At 63.3% G+C, this 24,902-nt stretch carries 23 protein-coding genes and 1 pseudogene; 19 read left to right on the top strand and 5 right to left on the bottom strand.

Annotated elements, in window-relative coordinates; all coding sequences use genetic code 11:
- Window positions 1-525: 525 nt before the first annotated feature.
- From NFC73_RS08900 to NFC73_RS08870, 7 genes are read left to right on the top strand one after another with little or no spacing between them, the layout of a single operon-like run.
- The gene (locus NFC73_RS08900) at window positions 526-2,709 is read left to right on the top strand and encodes a hydantoinase/oxoprolinase family protein (protein ID WP_254749431.1); all 2,184 of its coding nucleotides are present in this window, start codon (window positions 526-528) and stop codon (window positions 2,707-2,709) included.
- Window positions 2,702-4,420, top strand: a complete 1,719-nt coding sequence (locus NFC73_RS08895; protein ID WP_254749429.1) for a hydantoinase B/oxoprolinase family protein — start codon at window positions 2,702-2,704, stop codon at window positions 4,418-4,420. Before NFC73_RS08900 ends, NFC73_RS08895 begins: the two co-directional genes overlap by 8 nt.
- Before the next feature lie 2 nt (window positions 4,421-4,422).
- Window positions 4,423-5,973, top strand: a complete 1,551-nt coding sequence (locus NFC73_RS08890) for an ABC transporter substrate-binding protein (RefSeq protein ID WP_254749427.1) — start codon at window positions 4,423-4,425, stop codon at window positions 5,971-5,973.
- Between the two features lie 20 nt (window positions 5,974-5,993).
- Window positions 5,994-6,947, top strand: a complete 954-nt coding sequence (locus NFC73_RS08885; RefSeq protein ID WP_254749425.1) for an ABC transporter permease — start codon at window positions 5,994-5,996, stop codon at window positions 6,945-6,947.
- Window positions 6,944-7,825, top strand: coding sequence for an ABC transporter permease (locus NFC73_RS08880; RefSeq protein WP_254749423.1), 882 nt, complete (start codon window positions 6,944-6,946; stop codon window positions 7,823-7,825). The genes NFC73_RS08885 and NFC73_RS08880 overlap by 4 nt, the downstream gene beginning before the upstream one ends.
- Before the next feature lie 20 nt (window positions 7,826-7,845).
- A complete protein-coding gene (locus NFC73_RS08875) occupies window positions 7,846-8,658 on the top strand; it encodes a sugar phosphate isomerase/epimerase family protein (protein WP_254749421.1) in 813 nt (270 codons plus the stop codon).
- Window positions 8,655-10,394, top strand: coding sequence for an ABC transporter ATP-binding protein (locus tag NFC73_RS08870; protein ID WP_254749419.1), 1,740 nt, complete (start codon window positions 8,655-8,657; stop codon window positions 10,392-10,394). The genes NFC73_RS08875 and NFC73_RS08870 overlap by 4 nt, the downstream gene beginning before the upstream one ends.
- A gap of 22 nt (window positions 10,395-10,416) precedes the next feature.
- Here the strand turns inward: NFC73_RS08870 and NFC73_RS08865 are convergent, their stop codons facing one another.
- Window positions 10,417-11,316 carry a LacI family DNA-binding transcriptional regulator gene (locus NFC73_RS08865; RefSeq protein WP_254749417.1) on the bottom strand — a complete coding sequence of 300 codons (900 nt, stop codon included), beginning with the start codon at window positions 11,314-11,316 and terminating at the stop codon, window positions 10,417-10,419.
- Window positions 11,317-11,343: 27 nt separating this feature from the next.
- A pseudogene (locus NFC73_RS21005) lies at window positions 11,344-11,496 on the bottom strand (LacI family DNA-binding transcriptional regulator); the annotation flags it as partial.
- 273 nt (window positions 11,497-11,769) lie between these two features.
- Here NFC73_RS21005 and NFC73_RS08860 point away from each other — a divergent pair.
- Both NFC73_RS08860 and NFC73_RS08855 read left to right on the top strand, forming a co-directional pair.
- Window positions 11,770-12,336, top strand: coding sequence for a recombinase family protein (locus NFC73_RS08860; RefSeq protein ID WP_254749415.1), 567 nt, complete (start codon window positions 11,770-11,772; stop codon window positions 12,334-12,336).
- A gap of 490 nt (window positions 12,337-12,826) precedes the next feature.
- On the top strand, window positions 12,827-13,207 hold the full coding sequence (locus tag NFC73_RS08855) for a VOC family protein (protein WP_254749413.1): 381 nt from the start codon (window positions 12,827-12,829) through the stop codon (window positions 13,205-13,207).
- Window positions 13,208-13,235: 28 nt separating this feature from the next.
- Here the strand turns inward: NFC73_RS08855 and NFC73_RS08850 are convergent, their stop codons facing one another.
- Window positions 13,236-13,640: a DUF5997 family protein gene (locus NFC73_RS08850; RefSeq protein WP_252603374.1), complete on the bottom strand. Its 405-nt coding sequence runs from the start codon at window positions 13,638-13,640 to the stop codon at window positions 13,236-13,238.
- 133 nt (window positions 13,641-13,773) lie between these two features.
- On the opposite strand from NFC73_RS08850, the gene NFC73_RS08845 reads away from it, so the two are divergent.
- Entirely contained in the window at window positions 13,774-14,523 is a 750-nt protein-coding gene (locus NFC73_RS08845) for a LysR family transcriptional regulator substrate-binding protein (RefSeq protein ID WP_254749411.1), read from the top strand.
- Between the two features lie 93 nt (window positions 14,524-14,616).
- On the opposite strand, the gene NFC73_RS08840 is transcribed toward NFC73_RS08845, so the two are convergent.
- A complete protein-coding gene (locus NFC73_RS08840; RefSeq protein ID WP_254749409.1) occupies window positions 14,617-14,952 on the bottom strand; it encodes a hypothetical protein in 336 nt (111 codons plus the stop codon).
- A 17-nt stretch (window positions 14,953-14,969) separates the two neighbouring features.
- Window positions 14,970-15,698, bottom strand: a complete 729-nt coding sequence (locus tag NFC73_RS08835; protein ID WP_254749407.1) for a GntR family transcriptional regulator — start codon at window positions 15,696-15,698, stop codon at window positions 14,970-14,972.
- Window positions 15,699-15,804: 106 nt separating this feature from the next.
- On the opposite strand from NFC73_RS08835, the gene NFC73_RS08830 reads away from it, so the two are divergent.
- The 9 genes from NFC73_RS08830 to ureC all read left to right on the top strand — a co-directional run bounded on the left by NFC73_RS08830 (window position 15,805) and on the right by ureC (window position 24,899).
- Window positions 15,805-16,563 (top strand): LamB/YcsF family protein, encoded by a 759-nt coding sequence (locus NFC73_RS08830; protein ID WP_254749405.1) that lies wholly within the window; start codon window positions 15,805-15,807, stop codon window positions 16,561-16,563.
- A gap of 59 nt (window positions 16,564-16,622) precedes the next feature.
- Window positions 16,623-17,975 (top strand): MFS transporter, encoded by a 1,353-nt coding sequence (locus tag NFC73_RS08825; RefSeq protein ID WP_254749403.1) that lies wholly within the window; start codon window positions 16,623-16,625, stop codon window positions 17,973-17,975.
- Window positions 17,976-17,994: 19 nt separating this feature from the next.
- Window positions 17,995-19,710: a 5-oxoprolinase subunit B/C family protein gene (locus NFC73_RS08820; protein WP_254749401.1), complete on the top strand. Its 1,716-nt coding sequence runs from the start codon at window positions 17,995-17,997 to the stop codon at window positions 19,708-19,710.
- A gap of 7 nt (window positions 19,711-19,717) precedes the next feature.
- Window positions 19,718-21,493, top strand: coding sequence for an ATP-binding protein (locus tag NFC73_RS08815; protein ID WP_254749399.1), 1,776 nt, complete (start codon window positions 19,718-19,720; stop codon window positions 21,491-21,493).
- A gap of 65 nt (window positions 21,494-21,558) precedes the next feature.
- Window positions 21,559-21,933 (top strand): rhodanese-like domain-containing protein, encoded by a 375-nt coding sequence (locus tag NFC73_RS08810; protein ID WP_254749397.1) that lies wholly within the window; start codon window positions 21,559-21,561, stop codon window positions 21,931-21,933.
- 153 nt (window positions 21,934-22,086) lie between these two features.
- Window positions 22,087-22,407 (top strand): DUF1801 domain-containing protein, encoded by a 321-nt coding sequence (locus tag NFC73_RS08805; protein WP_254749395.1) that lies wholly within the window; start codon window positions 22,087-22,089, stop codon window positions 22,405-22,407.
- A 117-nt stretch (window positions 22,408-22,524) separates the two neighbouring features.
- On the top strand, window positions 22,525-22,827 hold the full coding sequence (locus NFC73_RS08800) for an urease subunit gamma (RefSeq protein WP_252567738.1): 303 nt from the start codon (window positions 22,525-22,527) through the stop codon (window positions 22,825-22,827).
- A gap of 15 nt (window positions 22,828-22,842) precedes the next feature.
- Complete coding sequence (locus NFC73_RS08795; protein ID WP_254749393.1) at window positions 22,843-23,190, top strand: urease subunit beta; 348 nt, start codon at window positions 22,843-22,845, stop codon at window positions 23,188-23,190.
- A complete protein-coding gene (gene ureC / locus NFC73_RS08790; protein ID WP_254749391.1) occupies window positions 23,187-24,899 on the top strand; it encodes an urease subunit alpha in 1,713 nt (570 codons plus the stop codon). Before NFC73_RS08795 ends, ureC begins: the two co-directional genes overlap by 4 nt.
- Window positions 24,900-24,902 lie beyond the last annotated feature (3 nt).

Raw genomic sequence — 24,902 nt, 5'->3', positions numbered from 1 at the left:
ACCGGCGGACTTCGTTTTATCAACGAAGCTTGGCGTCGCCTTGTAGATCCATCTCGCCGGCGTACCCGTCGCAGGAGGCATCAGTTGGCCTTCCGCAACCCATACTACGACGCTCTGCTCCCCGGCGGCGGCGGCCCACGTTCCGGTTCGGGGGCAATGAGCACCGGTCTCCGCCTCGAGCCGGCCCCCGGCACCCTGCTTGGTCGGCCAGAGAGGTAGCTTCATCGTGGTCAATCGGTTTCCGGCCGTGCGCATGCAGGGCAAGTCGGGCTGGATTCAGAATCCGTGGAACAGTCATGCGACCGATCCACATGGGCCCTATGGGCTGGTGCCGGACTTGCAGGGCTGGCTGGCCGAATCGTGCGCCTTTTCAATAGTAGAGTGCTTTCTCGATCGAACTAGTGAGGGAACGTTCCCAATCTTGCCTGACTGCGATCTTGCGCGTCAATACCCTAACTTCAAGCGACGTTCCTTGGGGAAGCGGGCGATTCATGATTGAGGCTGAGAACGATCCCAAAAAAACTCTTGACGTGTGATGCGCGCCATGTCAGACTCAAAAACAGACCAAATGGGAACGGTACCAGTTCTACGCATTTTGATCCCCACCACCTTCACACCAGCAGCAAGCACAGTCAGGAAGAAATGAGTTTACGAATCGGTGTCGATACCGGAGGAACGTTTACTGATCTCTGCGCCTTCGACGAATTCAACGGACAGGTCCACGTCCGAAAGGTGTCATCGACGCCGGATGACCCAGGCCGCGCCATCATCCGGGGGGTCCATGAACTGCTGGAGCAGATTGGCGGGCGCACAATTGACGAAATTTCCTACTTTGCTCATGGAACAACCGTGGGCACAAACGCCCTACTGACCGGGCAGGGAGTCCGTACAGGCCTCATCACTACCAAGGGCTTCCGAGATCTGCTGGAACTCGGACGCGGACGGCGCCCCCACATGTACGATCTCCAAGCGGATAAGTCAGAGCCGTTCATTCCCCGCGATTTGAGGCTGGAGGTGGCAGAGCGCGTACGGCATGACGGCCGCGTCGAGATCCCTCTCGATCTGGATGAGGTACGGTCTGCAGTTCGGGAACTGAAGTCACAGGGTGTTGAGTCGATCGCGGTCTGCCTGCTGTACAGCTATGTTCGCCCCGAACATGAGCATGAGATAGGCCGGATCATTTCGGAAGAATTCCCGGAGGCCTATGTCTCGCTTTCCAGTGAGGTCCTGCCGGAGTTCCGTGAGTTTGAGCGTCTGTCGACGGTTGTGACAAATGCGTATGTAGGACCCGTCGTTGCCAGGTACCTGGCGCGGCTCCGCCGCAACCTTGCTGATGCCGGATTGAAATGCCTGCCCCACGTCACTCAGTCCAACGGCGGCATCATTCCCTTCCCCACCGCGGAGGAGCTGCCTGTCCGGTTGGTTCTCTCGGGCCCGAGCACGGGAGTCGTAGGTGCTGCTGCTATCGCTTCAGCTGCAGGCAGCCCGGATATCATCACCTTCGATATGGGCGGGACATCTTCGGACGTTTCCCTCGTGCAGAACGGCACTCCCAAAGTCACCTCCAGCATGGAACTCGACGGACGACCTATCCGCTCCCCCATGCTCGACATTCATACCGTCGGTGCCGGCGGTGGATCGATCGCGTGGACTGACAGTGGCAACCATCTGCGGGTCGGACCTGCAAGCGCCGGCGCGTATCCGGGCCCCGCCTGTTACGGCAACGGCCAGGAAGCAACAGTCACAGACGCGAACGTGGTGCTTCAGGTCCTGAACCCTGAGTACCTGCTGAACGGTCAGCTGAAAATTGACGCGCAGGCCTCCCACCGCGCCATCAAAGCTTTGGCGGATCCTCTCGGGCTCACCGTTCAGGAGACCGCGCAAGGCATCATTCGGGTAGTTACCGCCAACATGGCGCGAGCCATCCGTGTCATCTCAGTTCAGCGCGGTTACGATCCGCGCGACTATGTGCTGGTTCCGTTCGGTGGCGCCGGGCCACTGCACGCTTCCCGACTGGCCCTGGAGCTCGGATCAAGCACGATTCTCGTCCCTGAAACACCAGGTGCGCAGTCGGCACTGGGTCTGCTTATGACTGATATTCGCAGTGACTTCATGCGAACCCAGATCATGCTCGCTTCCGCGGCCGCGACTACGGACTTCAATGAGGTCTTCAACGAACTGACAGATCATGCCGCTGACTGGTTCGAAGAAGAGGGCATTGAGGAGCACCGTCGTTCACTGTCCCGCCGGGTGGAAATGCGCTACGCGGGTCAGAACTACGAACTGGCCGTAGACGTACCCGATGGTGACATCACCTCAGACGCCATCAGCGACTTGATCCGCAGCTTCCAAAGCGCGCACGACCGGATGTACGGGTACAGCGCCAACGAGGAGGTAGTCGAAGCCGTTACTTTCAGGGTCCAGGCCATCGCCACCGTCCCGAGGGCAGACTTGCGCCGGTCAACTTTTCAAGGCCGGGCAGTAGAAGCCGCAGTAGTGGGTACCCGCGAAGTGTATCTGCCCGAGGAAGGCGGCTACACCCTCTGCCCCGTGTACGACCGTTCCCTCCTCGATGTCGGCCACCGCATTGTTGGGCCAGCCATCGTCGAACAGATGGACACCACCACACTGCTGCTGTCGTCAGACGTCTGCGTCGTCGACGACCTGCGCAACCTCGTCATCGAAATCCGTAGGAGTACCAGTGAATAGCACTCACACCGCCGCAGCTGAGACCCTCGACAGCGTCCTGGTACAAGTCATCGGATCAGCCTTGTCCACGGTTGTAGAAGAAATGAGCGGCACGCTCGTCCGGGCCGCCTATTCCACGAATATTAAAGAACGTCGTGACTGTACCGCCGGCCTTTTTGATGCAAAAGGCAGGGGCATCGCCCAGGACGAAGGCGGCTCCCCTCTTCACCTTGGTTCGCTGATGGGCATCGTTGACGCCATCCTGGCCAGGTACCCTGCGGAGGGAATCAATGACGGGGACACGTTCATCGGCAATGACCCCTTCAGTGGCGGCGGATCCCATTTGCCTGACATCGTCCTCGCTACGCCCATTTTCGTTGACGGCATCCTCTCTGCCTGGGCCGCAACCCTTGCCCACCACGCTGATTTCGGCGACCGCGGGCACGCGCACATCTTTCAGGAAGGCCTGCGAATCCCTCCCGTCCGGCTGGTCCGTCGGGGAGAGCTTCAGCAGGAGATGCTTAACCTGATCCTGCTCAATTGCCAGGTGCCGCACGAGCGTAAGGCGGACCTTCGGGCCCAACAGTCCGCAAACCGTCTTGGTTCCCTGCGGTACAAGGACCTGTGCGCCCGCTACGGCCGCGCAGTTATGGCACAGGCCGCTGAAGAGCTGCTCGACTACACGGAACGCAGGACCCGGGCGGCCATCGAAAAGATGCCCGACGGCGTTTACACCTTCGCCGACAAGTTTGACTGCCCGGAACTGGATGAAGAACTTGACCTCCAGGTCAGGATCGCCGTCCAAGGCGACGAAATCCTCTTCGACTTCGCCGGAAACCCGCCCCAAGTCCGGGCCAGTGTGAACGTCGTCTGGACTGCGCTGTACGCCTCGGTCTACTACTCCCTGAAAAGCCTCATGGACGCCGACATCGTCGCCAACGCAGGACTCTACCGTCCGATCAAAATCGAAGCGCCGCTGGGTTCCATCATCAACTGCCAGGAACCGGCAGCTGTCAACGGCCGCAGCGAAACCTGCCAACGCATCGTAGACCTCATTCACGGAGCCCTCGCACAGGCTGTCCCCGACCGGGTAACCGCTGCCAGCAACGGCGCCAACACCGGCGTTCACTTCTCAGGACGGAATTCCCGCACTGGCAAGGAGTTCGTATACCTCGAAACCATCGGCGGCGGCTGCGGGGCAAGGGCCACCAAAGACGGACTCGACGGAGTCCAGGTCCATATGACCAACACCTCAAACTTGCCTGTAGAAAGCCTGGAAACGGAATACCCCTTGGTCGTTGAGGCCTATGAACTGATCCAGGACTCCGGCGGAGCTGGCCACCACCGTGGCGGCCTCGCCATCCGCAGGGCTGTCCGCGTCGAAGACAAAGACATCCACTTTTGGCTGGACACAAGCCGGCAAAAGTCACAGCCATGGGGGCTGGACGGCGGAACCGCCGGTGCCAGCGCCGATGTGGTTCTCAACCCCGAAGCCCGTCCCATCGACCACGGTTACACGGTCCTCCAACCAGGGGACCGGGTCTCAGTGGAAACAGCCGGCGCCGGAGCTTATGGGGACCCCTCGAAAAGAACAGTTCAACATGTAGCACGCGACCTCGCCGAGGGAAAAATTTCCCAAGCCAGTGCCGAGCTCCATTACCCCCAACAAACGGCGGCCCTGACCGCTGCGGCAACGACAGACACACCTTCCCTCCCCACACAAGGAAACTAACGATGTTCACAAAGTTGAAGTACGCGGCCACCACCGCAGCCATCGCAGCCTCTGCCCTAGCCCTTGCTGCCTGCGGAGGCGGAGGAACAACACAAGGGGCGGCCCCCGCGCAGGAACTCCAGTTCGGGCTCTCCGCGGACGTTCCCAAGCTGCAGCCGCACCTGGACCAGGGAGCAGCAGCAATGATGCTGGACTCCGTCCTCCACCGCGGTCTCCTCGGCTACAACGCCAAAGGCGAAATCACCACCGCCCTGGCCGAAAAGTACGAGCAAACCGACCCCACAACCTACAAATTCACCCTCCACAAGGGACTGAAGTTCCACGACGGCAGCCCGCTGACAAGTGCCGAAGTCAAGACCTCCTTCGAGGACCTGGCCAATCCCAAATCGGCGGCCAAAATCGTCTCCGTCACCCAAGGCATCCAAAGCATCGAAACTCCCGACGCCGAAACCGTCATTATCAAGCTCAAATCTCCCAACGCCGCTTTCCTGAGCTACATTGCAGACACCACAGCAGCGGTCCTTCCCTCGGCGGCATTCACCGCCGGCGGAGAAAGCTGGGTCGGCGCGGGGCCCTTCAAGTTGGTCTCCCACGACAAAGGCGTCTCGTTCGTGGTGGAGAAATTTGACGGATACTATAACGCCGGATCAGTAAAACTGAACAAAATCGACTTCCCCATCTACACGGATGGGCAGGCCAGGACAAACGCCCTGCTGGCAGGGGACGTGGACCTGATCGATTTCGTCCCTTGGGAGGAGTTCGACCGGGTCAAATCCGATTCGAATATCACCCTCGACGCCCAGAGCGGCCCGTTCATGTACTTGAACTTCAATGTCACTAAAGGCCCCTTCGCAGATGCCAAGGTGCGCGAAGCAGTTGCCCTGGCCGTGAATCGGGAGAACGTCGTATCGGCTGCCCTGTCCGGTAACGGAACGCCAATCCAGGGCGTCCCGGTTCCTGAAACCAGCCCTTTCTACAACAAGTCACTGGCCAACGGCTGGGAACAGAACGCTGCAAAAGCCAAGTCCCTCCTGGCCGAGGCGGGCTATCCTGACGGGTTCACTGCCAAGATGCTTTCCACCTCCCAGTACGCCTTCCACAAGGACACGGCCCTGTCCGTCCAATCCGACCTCGCAGCCGTCGGGATCAAACTCGATCTGGATCTTCCTGACTGGGCAACCAGGGTCTCCAAGGGCAACGCCGGCGACTACGACATCGCGGTCTCCGGTTCCGCCGGCGTAGTCAACGACCCGTCATTCCTCAGCAAATTCGTCACAGGCCCCGCCGAACACACCCGTTCCTTTGGCTATAACAACGCCACCATCAATGACCTGCTGGCACAGGGTGTGGCAGAAACGGACGAGGCCAAACGAAAGGCCATCTACGACAAGCTGTCAGAAACCATCCTGACCGATGCACCGTTCGTATCTCTCGCTGGCCGTGCGCAGGCCTACGCCTACCAGAAGTCCGTGACCGGCTTCTCCAACATCCCCGGATTCCTGACCTTCAATTCGGGATACACCCTCACCGAAACGTCAATCGTTTCCCCATAACTGACAGCCGGAGGCACCCCTTGCTCAGATTCGTGTTGAAACGATGTCTTCTCGGCCTATTCCTGGCCTTCATCGTCCTCACCTTAATCTTCCTTTCGCTTCACCTGGTCCCCGGTGACCCTGCGGAGATCATTCTGACCGGCGAAGGAGGGGGTGCCGCCAGCCCGGAGGCTCTGGCAAAAGTCCGCTCAGAACTCGGACTCGACCAGAGCCTCTGGACCCAGTACGTGCAGTACCTCTCGGGCATCATAAGCGGCGACCTCGGATCCTCCTTCCGGGACAACAGCGCTGTGACGGCGGCCGTGGCCGAGCGGTTGCCGCGCACCCTGGAACTTGTCGCCGTAGCTGTACTCCTGGCACTTGTCGTCGGCATTCCGCTCGGCAGCCTTGCCGCCAAGCGTGGGGGTGTAGTTGACGCCGCAATCAACCTGGTGACCAGCACCGGCATATCCGTTCCCGTGTACGTCATCGGGACGGTCTTTGTCCTGGTTTTCTCACTGAAGCTGGGTTGGTTCCCGGCAGGCGGCTATCGGCCTGCCGAAGCCGACCTCGCCGGACACCTCCAACGGGTCCTGCTTCCTGCCCTGGCGTTATCCTTCGGGATCATTTCAGTGGTCTCGAGGATGACTCGATCGGCCGTCCTGGAAGTCATTGGACAAGATTACGTCCGCACGGCCAAGGCCATCGGCCTCAGCGGCCCGACCGTGTTCAGGAAGCACGTCCTCCGGGGCTCCCTGAACCCTGTAGTCACCGTTGTCGGCCTGCAAGTGGGGACCCTGCTCGGTTCAACCGTTCTGGTAGAGCGGATCTTCAATTGGCCCGGGCTGAGCGGACTCCTCGTCGAGTCAGTCCTGCAGCGGGACTACCCAGTCGTGCAAGGCATCGTCATCGTCATCTCGGTGATATTTATCCTCATCAACATCATCGTCGACATCTCATACGGCATGCTTGACCCGAGAGTGAGAACATCATGACCGCATTCCTTAAGCGGTTCCACGAACACGCAACCCCCCTGCGCTACGTCGCGCTGGCAGTCGTGGTCACCGTTGTTGCCGTCGCCCTGTTCGCGCCTTTATTTGCGCCACACGATCCGATCGCACAGGACGTCGCCAACAAGTTGCGTCCGATCGGGACTCCAGGGCATCTTCTGGGGACCGACCAGTTCGGTCGGGACAGTCTCTCACGGCTAATCTACGGGGCCCGGATAGAAATCGTCGTCGCCCTCGGAGCAACGTTGTTCGCCTGTCTCTTCGGCACTTTTCTTGGCCTCATGGGCGGCTACTTCGGCCGGCTCATCGAGACGCTGACCATGCGTCTGACTGACGTAATCCTGGCTTTCCCGCCAATCATCCTGGCACTGCTGATCGTGACAATATACGGGTCCGGTGTTATGACACTGATAGTCGTCATGGGGCTGCTTTTCGCGCCGAACTTCGCACGCATCACCTACGGCCAGGTTGTAGGCGTCAAACATGCGGAATACGTCGAAGCGGCTAAAGCCATCGGAGCGCCGACGCCGAGGATTCTCCTCAGGGTGGTCCTGCCCAACATCATGTCTCCAATTGCCGTGCAAATGTCCCTCACTCTCGCTTCCGCCATCCTTCTGGAGTCCGGCCTGAGCTTCCTCGGTCTCGGCGTAGTACCGCCAACAGCTTCCTGGGGACTCATGGTGGCCGAGGGCCAGCGGTTCATGGCTTCCAACCCGGACCTGCTTCTGGCACCTGCCATAGCGGTAGTGGCCACCATCTTGTCCTTCAGTGTCCTCGGAGACGCCCTCCGGGACTGGCTGGACCCACGGAGCCGCAAGGTATCCCGCCCGAAAGCCGCCGCGCTGACGGAGGTCCGCGCGTGAAATTCGGTGTCCACAGCTTAATGATCGTCGACTCAATTGATCGGCAATCCGTCGACGGGCTGGCCGCCACGGCCGCCTTATGGGGCGCCGACGGCGTAGAAGTCCATACAGACCTCGCCGCAAGCCTTCCCACGCAGGAAATGAAGAAGGCCGGGGCCCGGCATGGCGTGGACTGGACGCTTGGTGTCGTCCTCACAGCCGAGAACAACCTGGTAAGCCCGGATCCCGCAATTCGCAGAGCCGGAGTTGAGCACATCACCAGCGCCGTACGGGCGGCAGCCGATATCGGCGCGACCAACATCGGGGGTGTGCTCTCGGCGGCGGGCAGGATATTCTCCGGGAGGCCAGTGACTCCGAGCGAGCTTGAAAGAGCGGCGGAGGGGCTAACTGAAGTATCAGCCGTAGCCCAAGCCCTGGACGTCACAGTCAGCATCGAAGCGACCAGCCGCTACCTCGGCTACGTACTAAATACTGCAGAGCAGGCCCGCGGCCTGATCGACCAGATCGGCTCTTCGCACATCAAAGTCCAACTGGACACCTTCCACATGAACATTGAGGAAGCCTCCGTCCCTCAGGGGATCCTGGATGCCGGTAACCGGCTGGGATACGTGCAAATCGCCGAAAGCCACCGAGGCCTCCTGGGAAGCGGGCATGTTCCATGGGCGGACGTGATGAAATCCCTCCGCGCCGTGGACTACGACGGCTGGTTGACCTTTGAAGCGTTCACTCCCACCCATGCAAAAATCGCAGCAAAATCCAACACCTGGCGCCACCTCTGCACGGAGAAGGCAATGGTCACCAAAGGCATCGACTACTTGCGAGGACTCACATGAGCAACAACACCAGCGAAGACCTGTCGATGGAGGCTGTCAGGCGATGCCCGCCCCGAGACGAGCCGCCCGTCCTGGCCATCCGGGAAGTATCGGTGGATTTCAACATCGGCGGGGAACGTGTTCAAGCAATACAGGATGTCTCCTTCGACGTCTATGCTGGCGAGATCCTGGCCGTCGTAGGGGAGTCTGGTTCTGGCAAGAGCGTTTCGAGCCTTGCCTCCCTGCGCCTGCTGCCTGACACAGCCAACGTCACCGGTTCCATCACCACAGCCGGGACGGACGTGTTGTCCGCTACGGAAGCCGAAATGGAAGCCCTCCGCGGGGACGACGCCGCAATGATCTTCCAAGAGCCGATGACCGCGATGAACCCGGTCTACACCATCGGCCACCAAATCAGTGCAGCACTGCGAGCCCACCGAACCGTCAGCGCAAAAGAGGCACATCAACTCGCCGTCGAGATGCTCGATCGCGTTGGCATGCCCGAACCCGCCCGCCGTGCCAAGCAGTACCCGCATCAGCTCTCCGGGGGGCAACGACAGAGGGCCATGATTGCTATGGCCTTGATCTGTGATCCTAAAGTACTTATTGCCGATGAGCCCACAACTGCCTTGGACGTCACTGTTCAGGCAGAAATACTCGACCTCATCAAGGACATCCAGCAAAGAACCGGCATGGCCGTCCTATTCATTACCCACGACATGGGCGTAGTGGCCGACGTCGCCCAACGAGTGATAGTTATGCAAAAGGGAAGGGTTGTTGAAGAGGCATTCGTCAACGACCTGTTCGATGACCCACGCCACCCGTATACCCGCAAACTCCTGGCAGCAGTGCCCCGCCTATCGATCAGTGAAGGCTCAGTGCCTGTAATCGAGTCAGATCCTGCTGAATCCCAAGAGGATGTCGTCCTTAGTGCAAAGGACCTCGTTGTGGAATACCCGGGCCGGTTGGGCCGGCGGGGCTTCAGAGCGGTTCAAAACGTCAACTTCGAGGTCCATCGCGGCGAAATCCTTGGACTCGTAGGTGAATCAGGGTCAGGAAAATCTACCGTAGGCCGATGCGTGGTGGGCCTGCTCAAAGCCACCGAAGGCGAACTCAACGTCTGCGGGCACGACATTTCCAACCTATCGAGCCGCAGGATCCGCCCGCTTCGCAAACGTTTTGGCATCGTATTCCAAGACCCGGCCTCGTCTCTGAATCCCAGAGCCAGCATCGGCGACAGCATCGCCGAACCGCTCCGCCTTCACGGCAATCTGTCTTCGGGCAAGGAGGCTCGGAAGCGCGTGGGAGAACTCCTTGAAAGCGTCGAACTGCCCTCGTCATGGTACGAAAGGTTCCCGCATGAACTCTCCGGAGGCCAGCGTCAGCGCATTGGAATCGCCAGAGCGATCTCACTGGAACCCGAACTGCTGGTCGCCGACGAGCCCACGTCCGCTTTGGACGTCTCGGTGCAAGCCAAGGTTCTGGAGATCCTCCTCGAACTGCAAGGCAGAATGGGCTTCTCCTGCCTGTTCATCAGCCACGACCTTGCTGTCGTTGAAAGTCTTGCTTCCAGGGTCGCCGTTATGAGGAACGGAACCATTGTGGAAGCTGGTTCAATCAATCAGGTGCTGAAGCAGCCCCAGCAGGCATACACCCAACGGTTGATCGCCGCCGCACCAATTCCTGATCCACGCGAGCAGCGACGCAGGACAGTCGAACGCAGGGCCATGTCAGCAAACGAGGCCACCCGCGCCTGACAGACCCCGGACCGCAGGCCGGTCAGCGCGCGCGCGGCCGGCCTGTGGAATCCCGTACGATCAACCGACCACTCAATGTCCGATTCCGCCGGGCACCCCCCGGATCAGTTATCGCCCCAATTGCCTCTTCCGCCGAGGCCCTCCCTAACTGGTAATTGGGCTGTTCGACCACTGTGAGGCGTGGACGAACGAGCGTCGCCCAATCCTGATCATCGAAGCCAATGAGGGAAATGCTGTCCGGACACGAGATCTCCAGATCCTGCAGAGCCGCGAAAGAACCCGCACTGAGCTCACTATCGGTGCAATAAATGGCCGTGATCTCAGGATACTGGCGCAGCAAGCGTTCCGTGGCCGCACGGGCGGAACTCTTTGAGTACGCGCTGTGGGCCACATACTCGTCTCGAAACCGTATACCGGCCCCCCGCAAAGCATTTCGGTACCCGACCAGGCGCGCAGCGCTGGGGCGCAGCGAGAGAGCGTCTCCCGAGTCCACTGCCTCCTGCCAACCTGGAGGCATTACCGCCTCAGTCACGATTCCGATTTGCCGGTGCCCGAGATCCAAAAGATGGTTCACCGCCATACTCGACGCCCCGACGTGATCAACAGAAACGTACGATGCCCTTTTTACCTCAGGTGCTGGCCTGTCAAGCAAAGCAACAGCAATGCCCTGCTCGGCGAGCTTCTCCAAATGAGCGGTGTCCTCGGTAGATACGGGAGCAACAATGATTGCGTCCACACGTTTTGCTGCCAGCAAGTCGACTGCTCTGCGCTCCAAACCGAGATCACCATCCGTACTGCTCAGCAGTAGCTCATAACCTGCTTCACGCGCTGCCGTGGAAATACCTCGGAGTGCATTCGCAAAGAAGTGGCTGCTGATATCAGGAATCACGACGCCAACAGTGTTGGTCTGACCGGTGATCATGCTCCTGGCCAGGCTATTAGGCTGATAGTCGAGTTCCCTCGCGGCATCTTCCACCCTCTGCCGGGCCTTTCCGCTGACCGACCCGTAACCGGCTAAAGCCCTTGCTGCTGTGGACTTGGAAACACCGGCCCGGAGGGCTACATCGACAATCGTGGCTGCATGAAGAGGCGATCGGGACACGGACAACCCTTCAGAGTAATGAAAATACTGGGACCGTTACCATCTTCTCACGATTTCCGCTCCGCAACCCGGCATCGGAGGTTGGCCCTATTCGTCGCTGCAGTGACTCTGCAGTTGAAGTACACCCCAACCTGACGAACAGGACGCGTATGTCTTGACGTTCTTCTGGCGCGGGCCTAGAACTCAACCTGACAGAACAGACTGGGGAGGTCTTGACTTTCAGCTGGATCGGGCCTAGAAGTCATTCTGACAAAACGAAGGTTGGAGGAAATCGTGGCTGGCCAGCGGATCGGATACGTGCGGGTGAGCACTCTGGATCAGAACGAGAAGCGCCAGCTCGAAGGCCAGGTTCTGGACCGGGTCTTCATGGACAAGGCCTCCGGCAGGGACACCGCCAGACCACAGCTCACAGAGCTGCTGCGGTTCGCCCGTGATGGGGACACCCTGGTTGTGCACAGCATGGACCGGCTCGCACGCAACCTCGATGACCTTCGCGCCCTGGTTCACGTCCTCACCCACATGGGCGTGCGGGTGGAGTTCGCCAAAGAAGGCCTCGTCTTCACCGGCGAGGACTCGCCCATGGCCAACCTCATGCTCTCCGTCATGGGCGCCTTCGCCGAATTCGAACGCTCCCTCATCAGGGAACGCCAAAGGGAAGGCATCGCTCTGGCCAAGCAGCGCGGCGCCTATAAAGGACGAAAAAAGACTCTCACACCGGAACGGGCCGCCGAACTGGTCCAGCGCGCCAGCAGCGGTGTGCCTAAAGCCCTCCTTGCCCGTGACTACGGGATCAGTCGGGAGACCGTTTACCAGTACCTGCGCCACGCCAAGCTGGACTGAACCTCTTGCCCGCCGGCGCGGCTGTTACTGCTAGGGAACGCAATTTGCTTGATGGAAGGTCCCTTATCGGCCAGTTTCGAAGAGGGCCGGAATGCGCAGCTCTCGTGTCCGGTTTCAGTTTTGGCAAGAATCTCAACAGCCCTGGCAATCTGCGGACTGTCTGGATCTGCCTCGCCGTACTCGGCAAACGCAGCTCGCGGACTCGATTGGCGTTACCTTGCCAGGGGCACCTCGCGGCCGCTCACGGGACTTCGGCTCCGCCTTCGATGTCACCGAAAGACTTCTTCGAATCCGGATCCACGGCCGAGTCCACGCCACATTTCACCGCGGCCTGCGCAGCGATGCGGTTGCGGAGGCTGCCTGGCGCATGTGCCTTCGGTCTGGGTCCTGGAGACCGCTAATCTCCGGGCTGGCAGCTCTGATGGACACGTAGGACGGCTCTTCTCCGCTGAAGGTTCCCGCGCCTGCTGCCGGCCGGTAGCTTGGGACCATGAGACTGAAAATGTGCAGCATCCATGTCCAGGATCCGGCCGCCGCCCACACGTTCTACACCGGGACCCTCGGGTTCGAGACGCTGATGGCGATGCCCGAGTACAACCTCTTCATCATCAAGGATCCTGGCTCCGACGCCGGGTCGGTGGGTCTGCTGCTGGAGCCCAGCGACAACCCGATCGGTGCGAACTACATGAACGCACTGCACGACGCCGGGATCGCGGCCATCACCTTCGGGGTTCCGGATGTGCAGGCCGAGTACAACCGGCTGGTGGCTGCCGGCGTGAAATTCCAGGGCGAGCCGTCAGAGGATCCGTCCGGGATCAGTGCGGTCTTCGACGACGGCTGCGGCAACTTCGTGCAGCTGCACCAGGACTGACGCTCCCGCGGGACTCAGGAAGCGGAGGTTACTCGGCCTGGGCGCGAGCCTTTTTGGCGTCCTTCTTGGCCGCCTCGTCCTTGACCCGCTGGGCTTCGGTGCGGACGGCGGCGTGGGTGGAGCGCTCGGTAACCAGCCATGCCGGGGGAGCCTGCAGCAGCGCGGTAATTTCCGCCGTCGTCAGCGCTTCCTCAACACCGCCGCGGGCCAGGCCGCTGATGGAGACGTTCAGCTTCTGGGCCACCACCGGGCGGGGGTGCGGGCCGTTACGGCGGAGCTCCACGAGCCACTCCGGCGGGTTGGACTGGAGTTCGGCGAAATCGGCGCGGCTGATGGTTGAATCCTGGAACTCCTGCGGTGTTGCCGGCAGGTAGATGCCAAGCTTCTTGGCAACGGTGGCCGGCTTCATGGACTGGGAGTTTGCAGAGGTCATGGTTCAAGGGTATCCGGCTGCCCGCCTGAAAGGCACCAGCTTTGCGCGGCTCCGCACCATCTCGGTACCAGCCCTGAGCCAACCCCGCCCCAGTTCCGGCATCGCGGGGCCGCGCGGGCGGTACTGTGAAGACGTGCCCGCAGACAATGAATCCCCCCAGAACGCCAGCCCCGACGAATCGCCGGAGCAGGAGGCGCCCCGTGTGCTCCGCTTCGCCTATGTGCCCGGCGTAACCCCGGGCAAGTGGATCCGCCGCTGGGAAGAGCGCGTGCTGGACATCCCGCTGGAGTCGTTTATGTCCGACGACGGCGCCCAGCTTTCCGTATTGGGTGACGGTTCTGCGGACCTCAGCTTTGTCCGGCTTCCGGTGGAGCGCGAGGGTCTGAATGTGATCCCCCTGTATGAGGAGCAGCCCGTGGTGGTGGCGCCTAAGGGGCACGAGATTTCAGTGTTTGAGGAAGTGGCCCTGGCCGACCTCGCGGCAGAGACTTTCCTGGATGTCGCCGAATTGGGTGGACCCGAAGCGGCCATGCAGGTGGTGGCGTCCGGCGCGGGGCTGGTGATCCTGCCCATGTCCGTGGCCCGGCATTTCAACGTCAAGGACACCGTGGCCCGCCGGCTGACGGGTGCCCCGGTCACGGAGATCGCGCTGGCCTGGCCCAGCGATTCCTCGGACGACATCATCGAGGAGTTCATCGGGATTGTCCGCGGCCGCACCGCGGCGAGCTCCCGGCAGCCCTCGGCCCAGCAGGAGAAGCCCAAGAAGGAGCCGAAGCCGGACCGGCGCGGCCCCGCGGTCAAGAAGCCGAAGGTGGCCCAGCGTTACGCGCCGAATCCGGACAAGGGCCGCGGCAAAGGATCACGCAAAAAGGGCAAGCGCTAGCTTGTGAGGAACGCGGGGTCACTCCCTGCCCAATAATCCCTGGTTATTGGGCCGGAAGTGACCCCGCGTTGCCTTAGCAGAGGCGGCCGGGAACTAAGCCGAGCAGGCTTCCGTCAGTGCTGTGACAGACTCAGCCGGCACCTGGTCTCCGGCCTCGGCGATCTGGCCCAGCGGCGTCGTAATTTCCGCAGGCACCCCGGCAGTGTCCGCGGCGGAGACCAGCCCGCCCAGCAATGCCTTGTCCTGGACGCTGACAAGCCCGTCCTCCACCACGGTGCAGACCTGCTTCCGGACCTCGTCCGAGGCTGCGGTTGCCACCTTGGAGGCGGCATCGTTCGCGGCGGTTTCAGCGACTTCCTGGACCGATCCGCAGGCGGAGAGGAGGAGCATCAGGGGGACGGCGGACAAGGCTGCAAGACGGCGTTTCATTCGTCCAGCCTAACGGCTCAGTCTGTTCCGGCTTCGCCGTGCACTTCGCTCAGGTTGTCTTCGGAGCGGTCCAGATACGCCAGGAGAAGGTCGGCCGCACGGTCCAGTTCCCCGGCTTCCAGGGCCAGGCAGATCGCTTCGTTGTCCGGCAGGTAGTGCTGGTAAAACTGCGCGTCCACGGTGGCTTTGTGGAAGAACAGGCGCATCTCGGCCAGGACCTGGCCCATGATGCTGTTCAGCCGCGGGCTTCCGGCCATGGCCACAATGGCGCCATGGAAGTGCTGGTTGGCGGTGCCCAGGGCTTCGTCATCACCGGCTGCCGCAGCCCGTTTGCCTTCCTCGACGGCGGCCCGGACGGCGGCCACGTCCTCCGGGCTGCCTCCGGCGCGCAGGGCGCTGACCTCGATGGCGCGGCGGACGGTATAGACGTCGTGGATGTCCCCTGCCTCCAGGCTTGCCACGAAGACGCCGCGGTTGGGATGGCGGACCACCAGCCGTTCGCTGGCAAGTTCCACGAATGCCTCGCGCACCGTATTGCGGGAGACGCCCAGGTCCTCCGCGATGGTGGATTCGGTGAGCCGCGTTCCGGGAAGCAATGCTCCCTCCGCCAGTTGCAGGCGGAGTTCATCCGCCACCCGCTCAGCCACGGACGGAACGGCCACCCGCAGGCGGCCTGCGGCGGTCCGCGTCGCCGCGTGATTCGCCGAAAAGCGGGGAGAGGAGATGATCGGTTCTGAAGAGGCCATACTCGAGAATTTACACGATCGTCACATTGTTGAATCGAAGGATTGTTGAACAATCTGTAAATTTAGGGCATCCTAGTAGGACCACTCAATGAGACGGGGATCACAAATGGCAACGATTGACCTGAACAGCGACGTCGGCGAGTCCTTCGGCCGCTGGAGCCTCGGCGATGACCTGGCCATGTTCGGCTCGGTTTCGAGCGCGAACGTGGCCTGCGGATTCCACGCCGGCGATCCCAGCGTCATCCGCAGGACCTGCCGCGAGGCTGCTGCTGCCGGCGTCGCTATTGGTGCCCACGTCGGCTACCGGGACCTCGCCGGTTTCGGACGCCGTTTTATGGACATCAGCCCCGCGGAACTGGCCGACGACGTGGTGTACCAGATCGGTGCCCTGCAGGCCCTGGCCGCCGTTGAAGGAACCCAAGTCCGGTATGTGAAGCCGCACGGCGGACTGTACAACGCCATCGTCACGCACACAGCCCAGGCCCAGGCCGTCGTCGACGCCGTGAAATCGGTTGACCCCAACCTCCCGATCCTCGGCCTCCCCGGTTCGGAAGTCCTGCGGCTTGCAGAGAAAGCCGGACTGCGCGCCGTGACCGAAGCGTTCGCAGACCGGTCCTACAACCCGGACGGCAGCCTTGTCTCGCGCTCCCTCCCCGGAGCAGTCCTTGAGGATCCGGAACAAGTGGCGGAACATGTCCTACGGATGGCCACGGAATCCGCCGTCCGGGCAATTGACGGGTCCACCTTCAAAATCCGCGCAGAAAGCATCTGCGTGCATGGTGACTCATCGGGGGCCGTAGCGATGGCCACTGCAGTGAAGTCCGCTCTCGGAGACGCCGGTGTCAGCATCGGCTCGTTCCTCTAGCCCCATCCCACGGCAGCATTCAGGCCCCCGCCCCACCCCTCATCCCCCCGGAGGAAACCATGACCAGCGCAAACAAGGCAGCAAAGGCCGCGGCAAGGAAGCCGCCGCCCGGCGCGCTCAAGGCGTACGTCGCCAGCCTTACCGGCACGTCACTTGAGTACTACGACTTCGCCATCTACTCGGTGGCATCAGCCCTCGTCTTCCCCAAGATTTTCTTCCCCTCGGATGATGAATTCGTAGGCCTCCTCCTGTCCTTCTCGGCCTTCGCGGTGGGCTACCTCGCCCGCCCCATCGGCGGCATCGTGTTCGGGCGGCTCGGCGACAACGTGGGCCGCAAGTACGTCCTGGTCTTCACCCTGGTGCTGATCGGCGTCGCCACCGTCCTCATCGGTGCGCTGCCTGACTACTCTGCGATCGGCATCTGGGCCCCCATCGTCCTGGTGCTCCTGCGCCTGGCCCAGGGCATCGGCGTCGGCGGCGAATGGGGCGGCGCTGTGCTGCTGTCCAGCGAATTCGGCGACCCCAACAAGCGCGGCTTCTGGTCCTCCGCAGCCCAGATCGGCCCGCCCGCCGGCAACCTCATGGCCAACGGCGTCCTGGCCGTCCTCGCAGCCTCCCTCAGCACCGAAGCGTTCCTCTCCTGGGGCTGGCGGGTAGCCTTCCTGGCCTCCGCCCTGCTGGTGGTCTTCGGCCTGATCATCCGCCTCAAGCTCGAGGAAACCCCGGTCTTCAAGGCCATCGCAGCCCACGGCAACCAGCCGAAGGCGCCCATCAAGGAAGTCTTCACCACCCAGCCCCGTGCGCTGATTGCCGCTGCCCTGTCCCGCGTCTGCCCGGACGTGCTCTACGCACTGTTCACAGTTTTTGTGGCCGTTTACGCCACCAAGGAACTGGGCATGACCACCGGCAACGTGCTGGCCGCCATCCTGATCGGCTCCGCGTTCCAGCTCTTCCTGATCCCGCTCGCCGGCGCCCTGACCGACCGGTTCAACCGCCGCTGGGTTTACGGCATTGCCGCTGCCGCCACCGCCGTCTATATTCCCCTGTTCTTCCTGATGATCGCGGGCAAGTCCGTGGTGATGCTGATCATCGGCGTGGTGATCGGACTGGCCCTGCACGCCTTTATGTACGGCCCGCAGGCAGCCTTCATCACCGAGCAGTTCCCGGCCCGCCTCCGCTACGCCGGCAGCTCCCTGGCCTACACGCTTGCCGGCGTCATCGGCGGGGCCGTGGCTCCGTTGATCTTCACCGCCCTCTACGGCGCAGCGTCCGGCGGCTGGTACCTGATCGCCGGGTACATCCTCCTGACTGCCATCATCACCATCGTGGGCATGCGCCTGGGCCGCGACCCGCAGCCGGAAGAGGACCTCCGCCTGCTGCACAGCGACGACGTGCAGGAGAGCCGCGCCTGAGCGGCGCGGCCTGATCCCCATGGAAACAGTCAGCAAGCCAACAGCCGCGGCCCGCGTGCTCGCCGTCCGGCCGGTAGGTACGACGGCGGTACTCGCCGAGCTCTCCGGGCTCCACGACGTCCTGGCCCTCCAGGCCCTCCTGCTGGAGCAGCCGCTGCCCGGCCAGGTGGACGTCCTGGCTGCCGCCGAAACCGTAATGGTCAAGGCGGATTCGCCCGCTGCGGCGCGCCGGATGGCGGCCCGCCTGCTGGAGATGGACCTGACGGTCCAGTCCCACGCCGAAGGCAAACTGGTACAGATTGAGACCGTGTACGACGGCGACGACCTCGCCGAAGTGGGCAGGCTCACCGGGCTGGGCGCTGACGGCGTCGTTGCAGCCCACACCGGGCAGGTCTGGACGGTCGCGTTCGGCGGCTTCGCGCCGGGCTTCAGCTACATGGTGGGGGAAAACCAGGTACTCGAAGTCCCGCGCCGGAGTTCGCCCCGGACGGCCGTCCCCGCAGGTTCCGTGGCCCTGGCCGGCAACTATTCGGCCGTGTACCCGCGGAAATCCCCGGGCGGCTGGCAGCTGATCGGCCGCACCGCGGCCCACATGTGGGACCTCAGCCGGGAGCAGCCGGCCCTGGCCGCGCCCGGTGACCGTGTGCAGTTCAGCGCGGTACGCGAGCTCATTGAAGTCGCGGCGCCGCACGTTGCTGCCGTGGATGCCGCCGCCCTTGCTGCCCAGGAACCGGGCATCCAATCCGGCCTGCTGATCCTGTCGCCGGGACTGCAGAGCCTGATCCAGGACCTCGGCCGCCCCGGTCACGCCGGGCTCGGCGTGTCCTCAGCCGGGGCGCTGGACCGCGCCTCCCTGCGCCGGGCCAACCGCCTCGTGGGAAACGACCCGTCGGCCGCCGTCGTCGAATCCGTTGCCGGCGGGCTCCGGGTGCAGGCTGTGGGGGACCAGGTGCTGGCAGTGGCCGGCGCGCCCTCGGCACTGACTGTGGTGACGCCGTCGGACGTTCCCGGCCCGGAAGCTGAAGACGAAGAAACTGACCAGTCCGAGCGGGTGCGCGAGGTGCCCATGGCCACGGCGTTCGCCCTGCTGGACGGCGAGATCCTGACCATCGGCGCACCCGAACGCGGCTTCCGCAGCTACCTGGCCATCCGCGGCGGCGCAGCAGTCGATGCGGTGCTGGGGAGCCGGTCCACGGACACGATGTCCGGGATCGGACCTGCACCGCTGGCCGCCGGGCAACTGCTGGGAGCCGGCGCCGCCACGTCCTCCAACGTGGTGGGCAACCCTGAGCTGCAGCCCGACTTTCCGGACACCGGCGTCACGGTCCTGGACATCGTTCCCGGACCCCGCGATGACTGGTTCGACGCCGCAGCACTGGAATCGCTCTGCGCCCAGGACTGGGCAGTGACGCCCCGCTCGAACCGCGTGGGCATGCGTTTGGACGGCCAGCCGCTCAGCCGGAGCCGGGACGGGGAGCTGCCCAGCGAGGGAACCATGGCCGGCGCGCTCCAGATCCCGCCGGAGGGAAAGCCCGTGCTCTTCCTGGCTGACCACCCCATCACCGGCGGCTACCCCGTGGTCGGCGTGGTGGTTGACCACCAGCTGGACCTGGCCGCCCAGGTTCCCATCGGCGGGTCCATCCGGTTCCGCTGGGCTCCCGGCTACGGGCTGCCCATGAGCTTTTCCCGTTTTTCCCCTGACATTTCCCAGACAAAAGATTCCCAGACAAAGTGAGCAACTGATGCGCAAGGTCCTGATCGCCAACCGCGGAGAAATCGCCGTCCGCATCGCCCGCGCCTGCGAGGACGCCGGACTGGAGTCCGTGGCTGTCTACGCGGACGTGGATGCCGACGCCATGCACGTGGGCGCCGCCAGAGAGGCGTACAGCCTGGGCGGCAACGCGCCGTCCGAAACGTACCTCGATATCCCCAAGCTGCTGCGCGTGGCCGCGGAGTCCGGGGCGGACGCGGTGCACCCGGGATACGGCTTCCTGTCCGAGAATGCCGGCTTTGCGCAGGCGGTCCTGGACGCCGGCCTTACCTGGATCGGGCCTAACCCGGAGGCGATCCGGCAGCTCGGCAACAAGATCACGGCGCGCGAGATCGCCGTCCGCGCCGGCGCCCCCTTGGTGGCCGGCACCGACGGTCCGGTGGCTTCGGCCGCGGAGGTCCGCACGTTCGCCGAGGAGCACGGCCTGCCGATCGCCATCAAGGCGGCCTTTGGCGGCGGCGGACGAGGGCTGAAAGTGGTCCGCGAGATGGACCAGATCGAGGAGTCCTTCGATTCCGCGGTCCGCGAAGCGGTGGTGGCCTTCGGCCGCGGCGAATGCTTCGTGGAGCGCTACCTGGACCGGCCCCGGCACGTGGAGGCACAGGTCCTGGCGGACCAGCACGGCAACGTGGTGGTGGTGGGCACCCGCGACTGCTCACTGCAGCGCCGGCACCAGAAACTGGTGGAAGAGGCCCCTGCACCGTTCCTGACCGATCAGCAGACCCAGCTGATTTACGACGCCGCCAAGGCAGTGTGCCGCGAAGCCTCCTATTCGGGGGCCGGGACGGTGGAGTTCCTGGTGGCCGCCGACGGCACCGTCGCCTTCCTTGAGGTGAACACGCGCCTGCAGGTGGAGCACCCCATCACCGAGGAGACCACCGGTGTGGACCTGGTCCAGGAGCAGTTCCGGATTGCCGCCGGTGAGCCGCTGCGCTTGACCGCCGATCCCGCGCCGCGCGGCCACTCGTTTGAATTCCGGCTCAACGCCGAGGACGTGGGCCGGGGCTTCCTCCCGTCGCCCGGCACCGTCGCGACGTTCAGCGGCCCGACGGGACCCGGCATCCGGCTTGACTCCGGCGTCCGCTCCGGCTCCATCGTGGCGCCCCAGTTCGATTCGTTGCTGGCCAAGCTGATCGTCACCGGAGCCGACCGCCAGCAGGCGCTCCGCCGGGCCCGCCGCGCCCTCGCCGAAATGGAGATCACCGGCGTGGCCACCGTCCTGCCGTTCCACCGGGCCGTGGTCCAGGCGCCGGACTTCATGTCCGAGACCGCGCTCGGCATCCACACCCGCTGGATCGAAACTGACTTCGCGGATTCCATCGCGGCGGATCCGGAGTTCGGCACGTCCGTTCCGGACGGTGAGCGGCGCACCATTACCGTTGACGTCGACGGCCGGCGCCTCGCCGTCGGCCTGCCCGCTGACCTGCTGGATGGCTGGGCGCGCTCCGGCGCGGCCGTTCCTGCGGGTCTCTCCCTTGACGGGGCTGGTTTGGATGGCGCTGCTGACGGCGGTGCTGCGGCTGGTGCCGCTGATCCCGGCGAGCTGCGGGCCGACATGGCCGGGACCGTGGTCAAGTGGCTCGTGGAGCCGGGCGCCGAAGTGGCGGCGGGGGACGCCGTCGTCGTGCTTGAGGCGATGAAGATGGAGACGCAGGTGACCGCCCACCGCGCCGGAATGCTGACCGGGGTCCGCGCAGAAGCCGGCGGGGTTGTGAACGCCGGGGCCGTGCTGGCGCTGATCGGCTGACGCGTCACACCCTGAGACCCGAATCCGGCCGCCTGCTTACCCTGCCGGCTCGAGCCGAAGGTCTGTTGCCGACGCGCCGAGGGGGATTCGTCCTTGTCGACTCACGTCGTCGCGAATCGTGGGACCACGGCCACGTTCCTGGGGCACTCCATCTGCCTACTGCTGACGTTGAGCGCCGTGCGCGGCAATTGATTCCGCTCGACAGGAAAATAGTGGTCTACTCCTGGGGTCCCGGCTGCAATGGCAGCACACGTGCAGCGTTGGCATTCGCCGGAAGCGGTGGTCTCCATCGAAGGTGGTCAGGGGCTTGCGCCGGACTTTCTCATCGAGCAGGCCGCCGTTCCGGTCGCTTGTTCTCATGGAACTTGTCGAGTTTCTTGCCCTGGCGGCAGCTTCACCGCGGATCCCGGGGCCGCGGAAACCACGCGATCCCCAGATGAAACACACTCCAGTACTACGGCCTGCGGCGCAGCCGGGGTCCCCCCGGCCGTCGGAGTCGGAAGAGGAAGGTCCTTGAATATGCTTCATGAACACCAAATCGAAACCCGGCGGTTGACTCTTTTCTTGAGTCACTGGACCACCCGCTGAAGCCGGTGATCGAGCGCCTCCGGGTCGCCATCCTCGACGCGGATGACGCAATCACGGAGCGCATTAAGTGGAGGGCGCCGAGCTTCTGCTTCAACTCTGTCGACCGAGTCACGTTCAACTTGCGGCCGCTGCATCACGTGCAGCTGATTTTTCACCGCGGTGCCAAGACCATCGAGGATGACTTCGATTTTGATCCCTCTAAATGGAGCGGGCTGTTGGAAATGATCGGGCAGGACCGCGGCCAGGTGATTTTCACAAGCGCGGAAGCCGCGGCCGCCCGGCAGGAGGACTTCGTGGCGCTGGTCCGGGAGTGGGTTCGAGCCTGACCTGCGGGTTGACTCTGATAGTCTTCAGTCATCCACGGGCCTCCCGGTCGCCTCTTTGGCCGGTTGTAGATAACGAGTGGGAACTCGCGATTTATCGCGAATGATTGGGAGGCTTTAATGCATCTGACGCCACGCGAAAGCGAAAAACTGATGATTGTGGTTGCTGCCGATCTTGCACGACGGCGGCAGAAGCGCGGACTCAAGCTCAACCATCCGGAATCCATCGCGATTCTTACCTATGAGCTGGTGGAGGGCGCCCGCGACGGACGCCGGGTCGCGGACCTCATGAGCTATGGCACCACCATCCTGACCAGGGAAGATGTCATGGAAGGCGTCGCCGACATGATCCATGACGTCCAGGTCGAAGCGACGTTCCCTGACGGCACCAAGCTCGTCACCGTGCACAATCCCATTCGCTAGGCGAAGGAGAACCCCATGAAACCCGGCGAATACATCCTCCGCCCGGAGCCCGTTACGTGTAATGCGGGCCTCATTCCCCGCGCCCTCAGCGTGATCAACCGCGGTGACCGCCCCATTCAGGTGGGGTCCCACTATCATTTCTTCGAGGTGAACGATGCCCTCGAATTCGACCGGGATGCGGCCCTCGGCTTCCGGCTGGACATTCCTGCGGGCACCGCCGTGCGCTTCGAGCCCGGTGATGCCAAGACGGTCAACCTGCTCGCTCTCTCGGGCGAGCGTGCGGTGTTCGGATTCCGGGACCGCATCAACGGCCCGCTCGAGCCGAGCCGCGGCCTGATCTCCCTGCAGGACGACACCAAATGAGCTTCGAGCTGAGCCGCAAACAGTACTCGGACCTGTACGGCCCCACCACGGGCGACGCCGTCCGCCTGGCCGACACTGATCTGTTCCTCGAGATTGAGCACGACCACACCAACTACGGTGAGGAAGTCGTGTTCGGCGGCGGCAAGGTCATCCGTGACGGCATGGGCCAGAACGGGCAGCTGGTCCGCGACGACGACATCCCGGACACCGTGATCACCAACGTGATCGTGCTTGATTACACCGGCATCTACAAGGCCGACGTGGCCCTCCGGGAAGGGCACATCTTCAAGATCGGCAAGGCCGGCAACCCCCAGATTTCCCGCGGCGTGAACATCACCATCGGCGTCGCCACCGACATCATCGCGGGTGAGGGCAAGATCCTCACCGCAGGCGGCATAGATACACACGTGCACTTCGTGAGCCCGGACCAGGTGCCGGTGGCGCTGGCCTCGGGGATCACCACCATGATCGGCGGCGGCACCGGACCGAGCGACGCGAGCAAGGCCACCACCGTCACGCCGGGCGCCTGGCACATTTCACGCATGCTTCAGGCCGTGGAGAACCTCCCGATCAATATCGGCCTGCTCGGCAAAGGCCACGCCAGCGCCATCGAGCCCCTCGCGGAGCAGATCCGGGCCGGCGCCATCGGGCTGAAGGTACACGAGGACTGGGGCTCCACCACATCCTCGATCGACATGTCGCTGCGCGTGGCCGACGAGTATGACGTGCAGGTGGCCATCCACTCCGACACCCTCAACGAGTGCGGCTTCGTCGAAGACACCATCCGGGCCATCGGCGGCCGCGTCATCCATACGTTCCACACCGAAGGCGCCGGCGGCGGGCATGCCCCGGACATCATCAAGATCGCGGCGCTGCCCAACGTCCTGCCGGCGTCGACCAATCCCACGCTGCCGTACACGGTCAACACCATCGACGAACACCTCGACATGCTGATGGTCTGCCACCACCTGAGCCCGGACATCCCCGAGGATGTGGCCTTTGCCGATTCGCGGATCCGCAAGGAAACCATCGCCGCGGAGGACGTGCTGCACGACATGGGCATCTTCTCCATCACCAGCTCCGATTCCCAGGCCATGGGCCGGGTGGGCGAGGTGGTCCTGCGCACCTGGCAGGTCGCGGACGCCATGAAGCGCCAACGCGGAAAGCTCGACGGCGACCCCGAGGTGGGGGACAACTTCCGGCTCAAACGCTACGTGGCCAAATACACGATCAACCCGGCGATCGCCCACGGCATCGCGGACTCGGTCGGAAGCATCGAGGAGGGCAAATTCGCCGACCTCGTGCTCTGGGACCCGATGTTCTTCGGCGTCAAGCCCGAGCTCGTGCTCAAAGGCGGGCAAGCGGTCATGAGCGTTATGGGAGATCCCAACGCCTCGATCACCACCCCGCAGCCGCGCACCCTCCGCGGCAACTTCGGGGCGCTCGGCACCGCGGTACATGCCTCCTCGATCACTTTTCTTTCCAAGGCCGCCATAGCCGCCGGAGTGCCCGAGCAGCTGGGCCTGCGCCGCGTGATCCGCCCGGTGAGCGGGATCCGCACCCTCACCAAGGCCGACATGAAACACAACGGCGCGACACCGGACATCGGGGTCGACCCGGAAACCTATTCGGTGACTGTCGACGGCGAGCCCATCACGGCGGAGCCCTCGACGGTGCTGCCCATGGCGCAGCGCTACTTCCTCTTCTAGACA

This window comes from Pseudarthrobacter humi (assembly GCF_024294965.1).
GTDB classification, from domain to species: Bacteria; Actinomycetota; Actinomycetes; order Actinomycetales; family Micrococcaceae; genus Arthrobacter; species Arthrobacter humi.
This window is presented reverse-complemented; position numbering and strand designations above follow the sequence as displayed.